The 16,021-nt window shown below is 34.2% G+C and carries 18 protein-coding genes; 6 read left to right on the top strand and 12 right to left on the bottom strand.

The features are described from left to right. Positions 1 to 15 precede the first annotated feature (15 nt). Together ABDW27_RS22365 and ABDW27_RS22360 are read right to left on the bottom strand one after the other, a co-directional pair. Complete coding sequence (locus ABDW27_RS22365; RefSeq protein ID WP_343697944.1) at positions 16 to 1,548, bottom strand: DUF1254 domain-containing protein; 1,533 nt, start codon at positions 1,546 to 1,548, stop codon at positions 16 to 18. 822 nt (positions 1,549 to 2,370) lie between these two features. Beyond that, complete coding sequence (locus ABDW27_RS22360; protein ID WP_343697943.1) at positions 2,371 to 2,787, bottom strand: helix-turn-helix domain-containing protein; 417 nt, start codon at positions 2,785 to 2,787, stop codon at positions 2,371 to 2,373. 99 nt (positions 2,788 to 2,886) lie between these two features. On the opposite strand from ABDW27_RS22360, the gene ABDW27_RS22355 reads away from it, so the two are divergent. Together ABDW27_RS22355 and ABDW27_RS22350 are read left to right on the top strand one after the other, a co-directional pair. Beyond that, on the top strand, positions 2,887 to 3,690 hold the full coding sequence (locus ABDW27_RS22355; protein ID WP_343697942.1) for an enoyl-CoA hydratase/isomerase family protein: 804 nt from the start codon (positions 2,887 to 2,889) through the stop codon (positions 3,688 to 3,690). A 5-nt stretch (positions 3,691 to 3,695) separates the two neighbouring features. Continuing rightward, positions 3,696 to 4,697: an NADP-dependent oxidoreductase gene (locus ABDW27_RS22350; protein WP_343697941.1), complete on the top strand. Its 1,002-nt coding sequence runs from the start codon at positions 3,696 to 3,698 to the stop codon at positions 4,695 to 4,697. Between the two features lie 148 nt (positions 4,698 to 4,845). Here ABDW27_RS22350 and ABDW27_RS22345 read toward each other — a convergent pair whose 3' ends face one another. The 6 genes from ABDW27_RS22345 to ABDW27_RS22320 form a co-directional block, all read right to left on the bottom strand. Continuing rightward, a complete protein-coding gene (locus ABDW27_RS22345) occupies positions 4,846 to 5,400 on the bottom strand; it encodes a fasciclin domain-containing protein (protein WP_343697940.1) in 555 nt (184 codons plus the stop codon). Between the two features lie 86 nt (positions 5,401 to 5,486). Next, positions 5,487 to 6,791 (bottom strand): glutamyl-tRNA reductase, encoded by a 1,305-nt coding sequence (gene hemA / locus ABDW27_RS22340; protein WP_343697939.1) that lies wholly within the window; start codon positions 6,789 to 6,791, stop codon positions 5,487 to 5,489. A gap of 225 nt (positions 6,792 to 7,016) precedes the next feature. Then, a complete protein-coding gene (locus ABDW27_RS22335) occupies positions 7,017 to 7,610 on the bottom strand; it encodes a hypothetical protein (RefSeq protein WP_343697938.1) in 594 nt (197 codons plus the stop codon). A 19-nt stretch (positions 7,611 to 7,629) separates the two neighbouring features. Next, the gene (locus tag ABDW27_RS22330; protein ID WP_343697937.1) at positions 7,630 to 8,064 is read right to left on the bottom strand and encodes a hypothetical protein; all 435 of its coding nucleotides are present in this window, start codon (positions 8,062 to 8,064) and stop codon (positions 7,630 to 7,632) included. Between the two features lie 128 nt (positions 8,065 to 8,192). Next, positions 8,193 to 9,032 (bottom strand): DUF5777 family beta-barrel protein, encoded by an 840-nt coding sequence (locus ABDW27_RS22325; protein WP_343697936.1) that lies wholly within the window; start codon positions 9,030 to 9,032, stop codon positions 8,193 to 8,195. Between the two features lie 27 nt (positions 9,033 to 9,059). After that, complete coding sequence (locus ABDW27_RS22320) at positions 9,060 to 9,449, bottom strand: hypothetical protein (RefSeq protein ID WP_343697935.1); 390 nt, start codon at positions 9,447 to 9,449, stop codon at positions 9,060 to 9,062. Positions 9,450 to 9,619: 170 nt separating this feature from the next. On the opposite strand from ABDW27_RS22320, the gene ABDW27_RS22315 reads away from it, so the two are divergent. The 3 genes from ABDW27_RS22315 to ABDW27_RS22305 all read left to right on the top strand — a co-directional run bounded on the left by ABDW27_RS22315 (position 9,620) and on the right by ABDW27_RS22305 (position 11,130). Continuing rightward, on the top strand, positions 9,620 to 9,988 hold the full coding sequence (locus tag ABDW27_RS22315; RefSeq protein WP_343697934.1) for a hypothetical protein: 369 nt from the start codon (positions 9,620 to 9,622) through the stop codon (positions 9,986 to 9,988). A 14-nt stretch (positions 9,989 to 10,002) separates the two neighbouring features. After that, positions 10,003 to 10,542, top strand: coding sequence for a YceI family protein (locus ABDW27_RS22310; protein WP_343697933.1), 540 nt, complete (start codon positions 10,003 to 10,005; stop codon positions 10,540 to 10,542). 111 nt (positions 10,543 to 10,653) lie between these two features. Further along, a complete protein-coding gene (locus ABDW27_RS22305; protein WP_343697932.1) occupies positions 10,654 to 11,130 on the top strand; it encodes a YceI family protein in 477 nt (158 codons plus the stop codon). 137 nt (positions 11,131 to 11,267) lie between these two features. On the opposite strand, the gene ABDW27_RS22300 is transcribed toward ABDW27_RS22305, so the two are convergent. The 4 genes from ABDW27_RS22300 to ABDW27_RS22285 all read right to left on the bottom strand — a co-directional run bounded on the left by ABDW27_RS22300 (position 11,268) and on the right by ABDW27_RS22285 (position 15,018). Continuing rightward, on the bottom strand, positions 11,268 to 11,720 hold the full coding sequence (locus ABDW27_RS22300; protein WP_343697931.1) for an Lrp/AsnC family transcriptional regulator: 453 nt from the start codon (positions 11,718 to 11,720) through the stop codon (positions 11,268 to 11,270). 135 nt (positions 11,721 to 11,855) lie between these two features. After that, on the bottom strand, positions 11,856 to 12,848 hold the full coding sequence (locus tag ABDW27_RS22295) for a bile acid:sodium symporter family protein (RefSeq protein WP_343697930.1): 993 nt from the start codon (positions 12,846 to 12,848) through the stop codon (positions 11,856 to 11,858). A gap of 58 nt (positions 12,849 to 12,906) precedes the next feature. Continuing rightward, positions 12,907 to 13,938 (bottom strand): methionine synthase, encoded by a 1,032-nt coding sequence (locus ABDW27_RS22290; RefSeq protein WP_343697929.1) that lies wholly within the window; start codon positions 13,936 to 13,938, stop codon positions 12,907 to 12,909. Positions 13,939 to 13,968: 30 nt separating this feature from the next. Continuing rightward, positions 13,969 to 15,018, bottom strand: a complete 1,050-nt coding sequence (locus tag ABDW27_RS22285) for a DUF1852 domain-containing protein (protein WP_343697928.1) — start codon at positions 15,016 to 15,018, stop codon at positions 13,969 to 13,971. A gap of 268 nt (positions 15,019 to 15,286) precedes the next feature. On the opposite strand from ABDW27_RS22285, the gene ABDW27_RS22280 reads away from it, so the two are divergent. Continuing rightward, on the top strand, positions 15,287 to 15,916 hold the full coding sequence (locus ABDW27_RS22280) for a nitroreductase family protein (RefSeq protein ID WP_343697927.1): 630 nt from the start codon (positions 15,287 to 15,289) through the stop codon (positions 15,914 to 15,916). The last annotated feature ends 105 nt before the right edge of the window (positions 15,917 to 16,021 follow it).

Below are 16,021 nucleotides of genomic sequence, written 5' to 3'. Positions count from 1 at the left end.
TTGCTAAATCATTTATTAAATTTTTGCAATAGCTGGCGGCGTCCATGTGCCTTTGGTAATTCCTTCTTTGCCCCAATACGCGCGGATATATAATGAAAATGTTCCGCTTGGCGATGGAAGCCAATTGCTTTCCTTATCAGCTCCAGGAGATGTTGAGCTTACATAAATCGTTAAAGAACCATCTGCATTCTTTTTAAGGCCTTTGTTTTTTGTGCCTAGTGAATATCGGTTTATTTTATTTTTGGAAAATAAATGGTGCTCATTGTACAAAGTCAGCGACCAAAATCCCTGTACAGGAGGTTCTTCTCCTTTTGCAAAAGTTACCGTATAATTATTCTTGCCGTCCAGCTGCGTTTTATCTGAAGCATTATCTGTGTAGAAATACTGTGTCTCATTTGGTCTGTTATCAAACATGTTTGATTTAGCAGTTGCAGCTCTGTTGTAGTAATCATAACTTCCTGAACCTTCCCAGTCTGCACTATAATACGAACGATTCCACCCGTTTCCTGCTGCTACTCCATTATTTTTCCAAAGAAAGAAACTATGAATGATACTTTCTTCTGTTTTTTGAGCTGTTTTAACAAGTGCTTCTTTTATTGCCGGATCTGATTTTGCTGCCGCCAATAATTCTTTAAGCTGTGAATATAATTCTTCTTCCCCTTTAAGCGGAGGCAAAATTTCCAGCACTTTACCTAATTCATTTTCATCAAAAAACTTTTCAGGAACAACCCATTTTGTTTCTTTACCATCAGAAGCTGGACCTTTTATAGATGGCAGATTTTTATATATAACAGTTTTCATTTTACCATCAAATTCAGCAGCAGGATAAGCAACAATCTGATTTATGGTAGCCTGAATGGCTTGTTTGTCTTCTTTTGAGTCATTTTGGAATACTCTAGGGATAATATTTGCTAATGTTGTTGGACATTTCACAACATCTGTAATTCCTTTAGGTGTTTCACCTTTCCAATTAGGTCCGGTTAACAGATAAAATCCCGGTTTGGTGCCATAAGGCTTACCCAATTGCCCAAACTGATTTGTTCTATGATCGTACATTGCATATACCCAAAAACGGTCTCCAAAATCTGGAACTTGAACGACTACAGGCTGTGAATCTAAATCAAAAAATCCAAGACCATAAACCACATCCTGATTGGGACAGGTAACAAACGTTTCATCTGGAGTAATATAATCGTTAAGCATCGCCAATTGTCCCTGAGGAGCTACTGGCAAGACGCCATTTAAATAAGCTGGCTTAGGCGCTTGGGTTATGGCTGTGCGTCTGTTTAGCATATTTATCATTGGCCATGCCCAAACGTAGGCAAACTCTCCTAGTTTTTGTGCGTATTCTACGCTCATTTTCTCCTTTTTTGGAAGTACTAGAGAAAAATCACTGCCTGCTTCTGTATTTTTTATTTCTAAAGCGGCTGCAACTGTTGCTGCTTCCTCTGTTTTAACGATTTCCTCATCGGATTTTTTTTTGCATGAAGTCGTTACTCCAACTGCTAGCAAAAATAGCAGGGCTATTTGTAATAGTTTCTTTGTCATGATATGGTTTGATTAAATTATCCTTATATGTTACAGTTTATTTGAAACATAAATTTACAACTGCGCGCTTTATAATATCAAAAAAAATGGTTGCAAATTATAATTTGAAACATCAAAATACATGCATACAAACTGAAACCGAATAAAAACACAGACTAATCATCTAACAAATTCAATTGAAAAGAAGCTAATTTCTTTAAATCATTCTTGCTTTTATTTTTTTTCTTTAAAATAATGCTTTAGTAAGTAAACTAATGTGATGATTCTAGGTAATTTGTGCAAGTGGCACTTGCACAAAATCATTTTCTGATTATGCCAGCGGACTAATTGAGAAAAAGAGATGATAATTCACTAATAATAGTTTGCAGGAGTGTCAAAAAGTACACAACGACAATTCTTCTGACTGCAAAAGTTGGTAAATCATATAATATTGTAGAATTGTATATTAGTTTACTTCCATAAACCAATTTAGTTTTTATAATTTTTACATCAATCCCCAACAGGACATCTAAACCAAATTTACAAAGCCAATAAAAGACAGACACTACATATAGTAAGCCAATTTCTTCAAATCATCCAAAAATGATGTTGTAATTTGTCCTGTCGAGGTCACAAAAAGAGACAACTAGTTAATAGTTGTCTCCTTTTTTATACACAAACATATAGATTTTACAGGCCTTTACAGTCTAATATTTGTAGTTCGATTTTTTTACAGGAAATTCTTAGTCTGTTTGAAATAAACAGTCTTAAAGTAGAAATAATAAAGATTTAATCGAAGCTGAACGATTTTAGCTTCCTTCCCACCTATATGGGCGACTCTTTTTAAACAATCAGCTTTTTCATTTTATCGGTCAGCTGATCAATAAAAGCCTGTTTATCTTTCTTAATTTCTTTTAAAAATTCAATATGTTGCTCAGAAAGGGTAAAATACTTTTCGCCCCAGATATACATCTCGATTAATACTGGAAGCAGATCAATACCCTTCTCAGAAAGTTGATACAAAAATTTTACTTTGCTTTCGGGGTGATCCTGCTTTACAATGATACCTGCGTCTTCAAGAGATGACAATCTTGCAGCAAGAATGTTAGTCGCAATTTTTTCATCCGATTTCAGAAAATCACCATAGGTGCATTTCTTATAATACATCAGATCACGTACAATTAACAGTGACCATTTATCTCCTAACAAATCAAGTGAACTGCTCACAGGACAGCCCGACCTTTTTTTAATTTCTTTCATTCTTATTTTAATCACTTGCATTTTGCAAGTAAATTTATTTATATTTGTACTTTCAATTTGCAAGTAAAATTACAAAAAATTAACCAAAACGACTACATTATGATTTTTACGACACACAAAATTACAAATGGATACTGGAAAATCAGTTTCAATAATCCTCCTATTAACATGTTTGATACCGAATTTTCTAAACAGCTAATGATTGTGATGGACGAACTGGAGTCAAATGAAAACCTGAAAGTTGTAGTCTTCGAGAGTGAAAATCCAGATTTTTTTGTTGCTCATGTTGAGCTGCTAAATGTTGGAAGCTTTCCAAAAGGAACCGGAAAAACAGGTCTGTCTATAGCCTGGCCAGATATTGCACGCAGACTGGAACTTGCCCCTTTTGTAACCATAGCTTCCATCCGTGGCCGTGCCAGAGGACTTGGAAGTGAATTTGCACAAGCATTTGATTTACGCTTCGCCAGCAGGGAGAAAGCATTCTTGGCTCAGGTAGAAATAGGGATCGGTTCATTTCCTGGTGGCGGAGGACTTGAACGCCTGCATCTTCTTACAGGACGCAGCCGAGCTCTTGAAATTATTTTAAGCGGTAATGATTATGATGCAGATACAGCCGCATTCTACGGCTGGATAAACCGCTCGATTCCAGACGCTGAACTGGATAAATATGTTGAAAAATTTGCAAAGCGCATAGATTCATTTGACAAAAAACCAATTGCTGCCATAAAGCAAATCATTAACCAAAGAGCCAAACTTCCTTCAAATGAAGAAATTTTAGACACACAGGTTAAATTCTTTGCTTCACTCGAGGAGCCTGAAGCGCGTGGCCGTATTAAAAATTTATTTGAAAAAGGACTCCAGCAAAATGGCGATCTGGAACTAAATCTTGCTGATAACATCTAAAAAATATGAAAGCTTATATCTTACCTAAATACGGCAAAGAAGAAAAGTTACTACTCAGCGATGTAAAAATACCTGAAATTGGAGATTATGAGGTGTTGGTAGAAATTCATGCTGCCAGCATCAACCAGCTGGACTTAAAAATAAAAAACGGGGATTTCAAGTTAATCCTTCCTTATCAATTACCTTTAATATTAGGTCATGATATTGCAGGAATAGTAGTAGAAACCGGCTCAAAAGTCAGTCACTTTAAAATTGGAGACGAGATTTATGGGCGAGCAGCCGATTTTCATATCGGTTCCTTCGCGGAATATATTGCTGTGAATGAAAATGATCTGGCACTAAAACCTAAAAATATATCAATGGAGCAGGCAGCATCAATTCCATTGGTTGGACTAACTGTATGGCAGGCTTTCGCCGAAAAAGCGAAACTTGGTAAAGGGCAGAAAGTTTTTATTCAGGCAGGTTCTGGCGGAGTTGGTACAATAGCAATTCAGTTTGCCAAACATCTTGGAGCATTTGTCGCCACAACAGCCAGCGAAAAGAATTTTGACATGCTGAAAGCCCTTGGAGCTGATATTATAATAGATTACAAAAAGGATAACTTTGAAAATATTCTTAAAGATTATGATGTAGTGCTTAACAGCCAGGATGTTAAAACACTTGAAAAATCATTAAAAATTTTAAAACCGGGAGGCAGTATTATTTCAATTTCCGGGCCTCCTACTCCAGAGTTTGCAAAATCAATTGGCGCATCAGCACTAATACGTTTTATCCTTTGGCTGACCAGCATGAAAATCCGTAAAAGGTCTAAAAATTTACATATTAATTATTCCTTTTTATTCATGAAGGCAAGCGGAAAGCAACTGGAAGAAATCGGTAATTTACTCGAATCTAAAGCGATTAAACCAGTTGTCGATAAAGTATTCTCTTTTGAGCAGACCAACAATGCTTTTGAATATATGGAAAAAGGACATGCAAAAGGAAAAGTGGTTGTGAAAATAAAATGATCACATACTTCTCTTTAATCATCATCAATAAATTTTGATTCAAATATTTTCCTAAATTATATTAAGCCAATAAAGTTATTCTAAAAAATACTTTAAAAAAAAAGCCCTGAAATTTCAGGGCTTTAAAAGATTCGATAATATAATCAAATTACATTTTTGGCAATAATACGGTATCAACCACATGGATCACTCCATTTGACTGGTTCACATCTGCGATGGTAACTTTAGATTTATTTCCGCTTTCATCACTTACATACAAATCTTTTCCATCCATCCATAATGTTATCGAACCTCCGCTTACAGTTTTTAAAACTGCTTTTCCCTTTCCTGCTTTGATAGCTTTGCTGATATCTGAACTGTTAAGCTTACCCGCTACAACATGATAAGTCAAAACAGTCTGAAGCGTTTTGATATTTTCAGGTTTTAATAAACTTTCAACTGTGCCGGCAGGCAGTTTGCTGAAAGCTTCATTTGTTGGAGCAAAAACTGTAAAAGGGCCTTTACCCTGTAATGTTTCTACAAGGCCTGCGGCCTTAACTGCTGCAACCAGCGTAGTATGATCTTTTGAGTTTACGGCGTTTTCAACAATATTTTTGTTAGGATACATTGCTGCTCCTCCTACCATTACTGTTTTCTGAGCATTAACTGCAGAACCAAATCCTGCTGTCAGAATTACAAGAGCTAAAATTTTTCTAATTTTCATAATTGCATTTTTTTTTAGTTATAATTTCATTTACGGTGTTATCAGCTTTATGGTTTTAAAAATTCTAAAGCTCTTTTTAAGTTTATTTATGAAAGATTGATTTTGTATTTTTCTTCTATTTGTGAAGAAACCTTATTTGGTGCAAAGTGTCCTATTTGAAATACTTTTTCAATAAACTCGATACTTTGATCTACTGAAGTGTTTTCATTTTTTAAATGGCTGACAAAATGGTTTGTTAATTTTTGAATAATTCTGGAACTGATTAAATCGATCTGAACATCATCTAAATTGGTTGTTTTCTTTTTTTGAAAAGCAAATTCGGCTGATATAATATCATTTAATTTGGATTTTAATGCATGAATAGTTGGTGCACATTTACGACCATTTATCCATGTATTAAATTCTAATTTCATATCGTCAATAATAGCTTCTGCAGCAGGAATATGCTGTTTTCTTTTTTCCAGCGTATCATCCGTAATTTGAGATAAATAATCTAAATGTATTAAAGTTACACCTGGTATTTCTTCTACATTAGTATCTACATTTCTCGGAATCGATAAGTCTAAGATTAATAAAGGTTTCTGTAAATTAAGCGATGTTTTGTCAATAGTTGGATTTTGTGCTCCTGTAGCTACAACCAGAACATCTGACTGTTGTAATTCTTCTAGTAAATTATCGTAATCTTTTACAATAACATTGAGTTTTCCTGCCAATAATTCGGCTTTATTTTTTGTTCTATTTATAAGAGCAATATGGCTGTTTTTAGTATGTTTAACTAAGTTTTCGCAAGTATTTCTGCCTATTTTTCCTGTTCCGAATAACAAAATATTTTTGTTCCCAATATCTGCAACATTTCTGATAATATATTGTACTGATGCAAAAGAAACTGATGTTGCACCAGAAGAAATTTTAGTCTCCGTTTTAACTTTTTTGCTCGCCTGAATAACAGTATTTACTAAACGATCCAGAAATGTATTTACCAAACCTTCTTGTTTACTATTATTAAAAGCGATTTTAATTTGGCTGATAATTTCAAAATCACCCAAAATCTGACTGTCTAAACCTGTTCCTACCCGAAACATGTGGTTAACAGCTTCTTCATTCTTATATATATAAGCAACTTCCTGAAATTCTTCTACAGAACCATTGCTGTTTTCGCAAAGTAATTTGATTAACTCATAAGGATGATGGGCAAAACCATAAATTTCAGTTCTATTACAAGTAGAAGTAACAATTAATGATTCTATACCTTCTGCTTTAGCTTGTAACAATAAATCAGATTGTGCTTTAGTATCTAGACTAAATTTTCCTCTTATAACTGCATCTGCTTTCTTGTAACTTAACCCTAATGCGTAAAAAGTGGTGGATCTGGACGTATTAAAATTTTCCATATTTATGGTTTCCTTAAAAAGTTCAAAAATTATTACTTGCTAATTTATACAAGAACGCTAGTTGTACTTTTTCATATCACTATGAAATAAATTGATTCAAACCGGCGATTTTGTATAATTTCCTGATATTGTAACAATAGCAGGTTTTCAAAAATATTTATATACTTCAAAATGATATTGAAATATAAAACGCTGCCCTTTTCAGACAGCGTTTTGATAAGAAAATTATTTTTGAACTATAGGAGTTCTCAATGATTCTAAAACAGCAACGATGTCTGTGTAAAGTTCTGTATTTGAAGCAACACCATTTGCATTTGCTGCAGCTCCAACATATCCTTCAAATTTTGTATAATCTGCATTACTAGATTTTGTTCCCATACGAGGATTTTTTGCAGGATCATGTGCAGCTGACATACTCAAACCAGAATATGTATTTACAGCATTTGTCCCTCCAGTATTGTACGAGAAGAAATCTGTCAGATTATCTGATAATTTAGCAATATTAGTAGACTGAGTAGTTCCAGTTTCTGCTAATAAAGGAGCAAAATGTGCCTGCAGATTTCCCGAAGCATTCGATTGAATATCAGCAACAATTAATCCGATAGCTGAATTTACTACTTTACGGAAATTCAAACGTCCCTGTTCAATCATTTGACCCGAATTATCTGGATCAGAAACCATTTTAGTTCCGCCTAAACGCTCATAAATAGAAGGCTTTGCAGCTGGCTCTGGGGTTTCGTCATCATTACTACTGCAAGAAATCATAGTTGCAGATGCAACAAGTAATACACTAAGTGTAAGTTTTGAATAAATTTTCATAAAATAAGGTATTAAAGGGTTAATTAAAAAAACGATTAATTTTTTGAGATAATTTATAGCTCAAACTATTTTGATCCATAGGGCAAACTTCTTTGCTTGCCAGATTTGCTGGTAAAATATAACGCTTGGCATCATAATGTCTTTTAGCCATTAACTCATTGAAAACTTTCTCAGAGTTTGTAATTTTATTATTGTGGAAATACACCACAACATTTCTTTTAACAATAATGGAGTCAGATGTCAGACCTTTTATACTTCTTAAGTCAGCACAAATTTGTCTGGCTTGCAGAGAATCGATATCCGATTTAAAATCGATTCTGCTTACTTGCAGATTTGGAGTATCATAAACGGGTGGTTTTGCTGTTATGATGTGAAAAAGCAAAATGGCGATAAATAATCCAAGTATTCCGCTCAGTATCAAAAGTCCTTTTTTGATGTTTTTATTGATTTTCATAATTTTTAGGTTTTGAAAATTATTTACGAATACTTTATTCCTGTGGTTTTAGAAATCGTTATAAATCGGTCAATTTAGAATTATTATAAATACAGAAATTACCTAATAATTTAATTATAAAGGAGATACTAGAAAACTCTGGCAAGATTAAATCCAAAAAATATATCTCCTTTTGCCCAGTCGCCAGTAGTTCTCCCAAGATATCCCGCTTCATCAATTGCTTGTGAACTGGTAAAATGCATTTGAAAAACATGTCCGCCGGTTTCTAAATCAAAACCTATAGATAGCGGATTTTTATAAAGTGAATTTGGTGCTCTGTTTAAATGCGCCGCATAATCCATATTTAAAGACCAGCGCTTAGCAAATTTATACCTACCTCCAAATCCTATGGCATATTGAGTATTGCTTTGATCTATATCTTCAACAAAATTTTGATGAAAGAATGACGGAACAATTTCTAAAGACAGCTTTTCAGAAAATTTTCTGGAAATTAACAACTGCGCAACATAAGTCAGCCTGTCTTTAAATTGAAGTTTCGGATACAGACTTTCTTTTAATGTATTATTAATAGACAAACTATTAAAGCCGGCAATAGCAACAGGAAAGCCATCTTTTATTTGAGGAAACAACATATATTTTGTTGCAAAATCATAAGCAAATTCACTTCGGGCGGCACTTACATTAAGTCCATTTGTTAAACCGTAAATGAATTTTATTTGTGTATTAGCATTATCCAATCCGTAGAAACCTTCAAAACCATCTTTAATAGAACCAAATCGGTGTGCAACAACAAAATACAAATCGCCTTTTGCGGCCAATTTTGTAGACTCAAGATTAACGATTTTTAAGGCTTTGAATGCAGATGTCACTTTTTCTTTTGTAGAAGGAGTTTCTACTCCAGACAGCAAATCGGTTTGAGAGAAGGTTAATAGCGGAAATAAAAAAAGTAATAGAATAAAGTTTTTCATGAGGTTAGTTTTAAATTGTTATTTGTATTAGTGTACAACTGAAGATTGGTCTATTTTAAATTCCTGGAGCAATTCGTCATATCCTAAAAAACGCCCTTTAATCTTGAGAGTTTTTCCGGATATAATATTTTGCGGCAAACGATTTTTGAATGTCACAAATATTTTTTCGCTCATAACAATTCCATTACTGGCTTTATCAATACTTGTTACTCGTGCAGATAATTCAATTGTTTTGTCCTGATATTTGATGTAAGCCAGACTATCGTTTGCAGTAAACTCTCTTTCTAGTTCGTTAACGGTTACAACATAATCGGCAGTTTCTGATTCTATATTTCTATGCCCTTTGTAAATATAGAAGCAAGCCGAAATTCCGATTATTATAAAAAGGCAAATCGTGGTTAGTATTTTTTTTCTCATAACTGGTTTTTAGTATTTCAAATCATCTACGTTAAAAAATACGTATTGGATTTAAGACATTAAATATGCCTATTGCCAAATCTGTATTATTCTTTTCAACGTATATGATTTTGAAATGCCTGATGATTTTAAAAAAATCACGCATGTATTTATAACTAAAAACCAGTCTTATGAATTTAAAAACCTTTTTCGTCATCTCATCGGTAGCTTCAATCTTTGTAAGTTGTGCCAACGATGATCCAAGTACTTTAATTGACCCTACACCAATTAATGGTTTGGCAACATACAACCAAAATGTAAAATCTATTATCGATAATAACTGTGTTGTATGTCATGCAGCAGTGCCTAAAAATGGAGCACCAATGTCTTTAGTTACTTATGAACAGGTGAAAAATGCAGTTTTAAATCGAGGATTGCTTACACGAATTTCTTTAGAAAATGGAGATAGTTCCTTAATGCCGCAAGGCGGGCCAAGATTGCCTCAAGCGACTATTGATATTATAAATAAATGGAACCAGGATGGATTATTAGAAAAATAATCTATAACAAGAACATGAAGAAAATTATAATAATGCCAATGATATTGGCTTCTTTTATTGTTTTTTCGCAAGAGAAAATAGTAACTAAATCTGCAACAATAACTCTGGAAGCTTCGGTACCTTCTTTTCAGCCGGTTGCAGGAACTAACAGCAATGTAACTTTTGTTTTAAATCCCGTGACAGGAGAAGTAGCAAGTCTGGCTTTAATGAAAGGATTCGAATTTGAAATGGCTTTAATGGAAGAACATTTTAATGAAAATTACATGGAAACCGATAAGTATCCGAAAGCCATTTTTAGAGGACAAATTGAAGGTTTTGACATTAAAAATCTAACTGAAGATTATAAAGATTACACTATAAAAGGAAAATTAGAAGTGCATGGAAAATCTAAGGATATAAATGCCGATGCAAAAATTACAAGATCGGGCTCCCGAATTACTTTTATTTCTGATTTTGAAGTAAATGCAAGTGATTTTAGTATTCCAATTCCGTCGCTTATTAAATATAAACTGGATAATAAAGTCAAAGTTCAAATTATTGCAGTTTTAAAATAAAAGCCGAACAAAACAGAATGATTTTATAAAAAAATAAAAGACAGAATAATGAAAAAAATCATACTCATTTCAATGTTATGTGTTTGCACTATTAGTTTTTCACAAGAAAAAATGATTAGTAAATCAGGGAAAGTTACTTTTGAAGCTTCTGTTCCTTCTTTTGAAGAAGTCAAGGCAGTAAATAAGAATGTTACTTTTGTTTTGAATCCTGCAACAGGAGAAATTGCGAGTTTAGCCCTTATGAAAGGTTTTCAATTTAAGGTTGCTTTGATGGAGGAACACTTTAATGAAAATTATATTGAAAGTGACCAATATCCAAAAGCTGTATTTAAAGGAAAAATAGATGGTTTTGATCTTAACAGTCTAACTACTGATTTTAAAGTTTTTACCATAAAAGGAAAACTGGAACTTCACGGAAAATCCAAGGATATAAAAGCCACAGCAAGAATACGCAAATCTGCAAATGGCATTACTATTTTATCTGCTTTTACTGTAAATGCGAGTGATTTTAGTATTGAGATACCAAGTATTGTAAAAGACAAGGTTTCGAACAAAATAAATATTCAAACTGATGCGGTTGTAAATTGATAGGCCAAAGAAATTCTTAGTGTGCTTGAAATAAACAGTATAAAAGTAGTAGTTAAATATAAAATATTCCAAATGGGCTTAAATACATTTTCTGCCAAAAAAGCTAAGGTGAATTTCAAAAATAAGCCATCGCGGAACTATCCATACATATTTTTTATCTCCGACATAACAAAGGTACTTTGGGTACTCCCTATACTTTCAACTGATCCTAATTTATTAAACACAAAATCCTGATAATGCTTCATATCTTTGGCAGAAACTTTCATTAAAAAATCATAATCTCCTGAGATATTATAACATTCTACAACTTCTTCTATTTTCATAATATCGTTAACAAACTGATTTCCAATATTACGATCGTGCTGTTTCAATTTGATATTACAAAAAACAATAAACCCTCTGTTTAATTTTTCTGCATCTAACAAGGCTATATATTTTTTAATATAACCATTGTTTTCTAATCTTTTAATCCGCTCAAAAACAGGCGATGCTGAAAGATTTACCATCTTAGCAAGTTCTTTTACAGTGTATTTAGAATTATCGTGTAATATATTTAATAACTTAAGATCAATATCGTCTATTTGTTCCATAGAATATTTTTGGTTTAATTTATTTGTAATACAGAATAAAATTCTTCAAATATAATTAAAAACAATACAGAAATCTTATTTTAAATAAATCACAAAAACTAAAACCTGAAAGACTCACTTTAACAGTATAAAAAATTAGACTTCTTTTCGTCGAGCCATCCCCTGAGCAATGATGCTGGCGGCAATCAACTGCAAGGCATGGTAAAGCATTAATGGCAGCAATACGATTCCGGTAATGGTACTGTGCTGAAAAAGTACTTTTGACATGACGGTGCCGTGTACCAATGACTTTTTAGATCCGCAGAATAAGACTGTAATACGGTCTTCATCTGAAAAGCCAAGCAGGCGGCTGAGTAGTCCGACACAAAAGAATACAGCAAAAAATAAGGCCATCATTCCTGCAGCGAGTCCGGCAAGTTCAGGGGCGGTGAAGCCTTCAAAAAGATGTTCAGAAAATGACTTGCAAAACGACGTGTAAATAATCGTTAGAATAACTGCCTGATCGAAATATTTGAGCTGTTTTTTGTATTTTTCGGCAATGGAACCAAAACGGGAGTTGAGGCTGATACCAATAATGACAGGAAGCAAAACTTGAAGAATCAACTTTATGACGATAGTACTGACATCAAAATCGCCCGTTGCAGAAGCTATAAACAGCCCAACCCAAAGCGGCGTAACCACTACTCCGATCAAACTGGAAATACTCGCATTGAAAATGGCAGCAGGAATGTTTCCCTTAGCGATAGAAACCATGACTACAGAAGAGGATACTGTAGACGGTAAAGCTGCCAGAAAAAATACACCCAGCCAAAGCAACTCAAAGCCGTTATTGACAAACAACGGGCGAAATGCCAAAACAATAAGCGGAAAAAATAAAAAGGTGGTCAACTGAACGACAATGTGCATTTTCCAGTTAGAAAGTCCGGCTTTTAGTTTCTCAACACTCAACCGCATGCCATAAAATAAGAAAATCAGGGAAACGCCAGCATTCGCAATTTCCTCCAATGAAACGGGTTCTTTGATCATGCCTGGTTTCGGCAAAAAATAAGCCATCAGAATCATTGTGGCTATCATTAGCAGGAAACCGTCGAAACCTGCTTTTTTTAATACTTCAAATAATTTGTTCAATGTGTTTTAAATATTATTCCTCCGTAGAGGTACGGATTCCATTAATAATATATTGAGACTAAATCCCAAGTTCTTTGCGTATAATTTCTGCTCCTGCGCTTAAAGCATTTAACTTGCCACTGGCTACGCTTCGAGACAACGGAGCCATACCGCAGTTTGTAGAAGGGTAAAGATTTTCAGCATTTACAAACTCAAGAGCTTTACGCAGGGTATCAGCTACTTCTTCGGGTGTTTCGATAGTATTGGTTGCGACATCAATGGCTCCTACCATTACTTTTTTGCCGCGAACCAATTCCATTAAATCTAAAGGCACATGGGAGTTGTGGCATTCTAAAGACACTATATCAATTTTAGATTTTTGAATTTTCGGAAAAATTTCCTCGTATTGACGCCACTCAGAACCTAATGTCTTTTTCCAATCCGTATTGGCCTGTATTCCATAACCGTAACAAATATGAACCGCAGTCTGGCAGTGTAAACCTTCAATAGCTCTTTCTAATGCTGCCATTCCCCAATCGTTTACTTCATCAAAGAACACATTAAATGCAGGTTCATCAAACTGGATAATATCTACTCCTGCATCCTGCAATTCTCTTGCTTCTTCATTGAGTGCTTTTGCAAATTCCCAAGCCAATTTTTCACGGCTTTTATAATGGTCGTCATACAAGGTATCTACCATTGTCAATGGACCTGGCAATGCCCATTTTATAGGTTTGTTTGTCTGTTTACGAAGAAATTTAGCGTCTTCAACAAAAACTGCTTTCTGGCGTGCAACCTCATCTACAACCATAGGAACACTCGCGTCATAACGGTTACGGATTTTTACTGTTTTACGATTTTCAAAATCTACGCCGCTTAAATGCTCAATAAAAGTAGTTACAAAATGTTGTCGTGTCTGCTCGCCGTCACAAATGATATCCAAACCTGCCAATTGTTGTTCCTGCAGAGAAATGCGCAGCGCATCCTGTTTTCCTTCAAGCAATTGCTCTCCTTCTAATTTCCAAGGCGACCAAAGTTTTTCAGGTGGTGCCAGCCACGCAGGTTTGGGTAAACTTCCAACAATTGAGGTTGGTAATAATAACTTCTTCATAATAGTATAATTTTAATGCGTTGTAATCAATTAAAGGGTAAAATTAGCAGACCACTGCTCCAGAACATTTTTATAAGGTTTAATAAAATGCTCTTCTGCATATTTGCCTTGTTCAACAGCCAGTCGGCTTCGCTCTTCGCGGTCATAAACTACACGAGTCAGCGAATAATCTTCGTGTTTAAGACTAGGTTGATAGATTTTCCCAGCCACTGAATTTGCATTGTAAATTTCAGGGCGATAAATCTTCTGGAAAGTCTCCATCGTACTGATTGAGCTGATTAATCCAAGATCAGTATAATCAGCTAGCAGATCTCCGGAATGGTAAAAAGCCATTGGTGCCGCACTGTTCGGAGGCATGAAAAAACGAACTTTTAAACCCATTTTAGAAAAATATTCATCAGTGAGAGAATACTCGTTCTGCAGATATTCAAAACCCAAAACCGGATGCTGATATTCAGTGCGGGTATACGTTTTGTTGCTCGATACACTTAAACAAATGATCGGTGACATTTTAAAGTACTCTTTATAAGTAGTTGAATTAACGAAGCACTTATAAAGTTTTCCGTGCAAATCACCAAAATTTTCAGGAATAGAAAAAACAGATTTATTTTTATTATGCTCGATCAATAAAATACTGAAATCATAATCCCGAACATACGAGGAATAATTATTTCCGGCAACTCCTTCGATTTGCTGGCCAGTCTTACGGTCAATAATATTCGTTTTTAAAACTTCAATCATCGGTAGATCGTTACTGCCATTCTTATCATCAATACTCATCGTTACTGTGAGAATTTCAAGTTCCACATGGTAACGATCCCCTTTTGGATTATCCAAATGAGCCAATGCATTGAATCGATTGTTAATCATATTTAAGGCATTACGCAAGTTTTGCTGGCGATTAGCTCCTCTTGCCAAGTTGGCAAAATTGGTTGTCAGACGCGTTTTACTTGAAGGGTGATAATTTTCATCTAAACAAGTACTTTTTAGCGTGAACACAAAATCATTTTGGATTGTATTCTGGGTGTTTTCAATATCCTGATTTTTGTTTCTTAAATCTTCTTGTATGTTCGCTTTCATCTGATGACAAGGTTTAGTTTTTTTACCCTGCAAATTTGAAACTAAAAGAATTAATATTTTACAAAACATAAAAATTAAGATAATTATTCTTTTTTCAAATACTTTTAAAGATTATTAATCTTTTTACAAATATAATAATAAGGAAAAACAGATAATTATTCTTTAGAGAACCAAAATATGACCTATTTGAAGTTTCCCATAGCAATTCAAGCCTCGAAAAAGAAAACAATATCATTTATATTTGCTGAAAATTAAGATAGATGCAGCAATGAATTTAATAGAAAATTTAAAATGGCGCTACGCCACAAAAGCTTATAATAACATAAAAGTAGCAGAAGAAAAGATCGATCAAATCTTAGAGGCTATAAATCTTTCAGCATCCTCTTGTGGTCTGCAATCTTACCGTGTTTTTGTTGTAAGCAATCCGGAAATCCAAAAGAAATTAGGTACTGATTCGTATAATAGACAAATTGAATCCTGTTCTCATTTGCTGGTCTTTGCAGCCTACAATGACATGACTACGACTTACATTGACAATTACATGGCAATGACAGAAAAACAAAGAGGTCTTGATGCTGGTGCCTTATCAGGATTTAGAAATGGCTTGCATTCCTATTTTGGCGCTATTGATACAGAACAAAAAGCTATTTGGGCCTCTAAACAGGCTTATATTGCACTAGGAACTGCACTTATTGCTGCAGCAGAATTGAAAGTGGATGCCACTCCTATTGAAGGTTTTAATGCCTCCATTATCGATAAGGTTTTGGGTTTGAAAGAAAAAGGATTGCATTCTACAGTTATCTTGGCTTTAGGATATCGAGATTCGGAAAAAGACTATATGGCAGCAACGAAAAAAGTTCGTTTGCCTATAGATGAAATGATAACTAAAGTTTACTAATTATTAGATACCTTAATTACCTACGGTAAAAGTATATGTTCAGATAATTAATTATATATCCTTTTTTAATTATAAACATCGTCTTACTATTAAATTACTAAATTC

Source organism: Flavobacterium sp. (genome assembly GCF_039595935.1).
In the GTDB taxonomy this organism is placed as follows: domain Bacteria; phylum Bacteroidota; class Bacteroidia; order Flavobacteriales; family Flavobacteriaceae; genus Flavobacterium.
The sequence above is the reverse complement of the archived record's forward strand: the minus strand, read 5'-3'. Positions and strand labels throughout refer to the sequence as shown.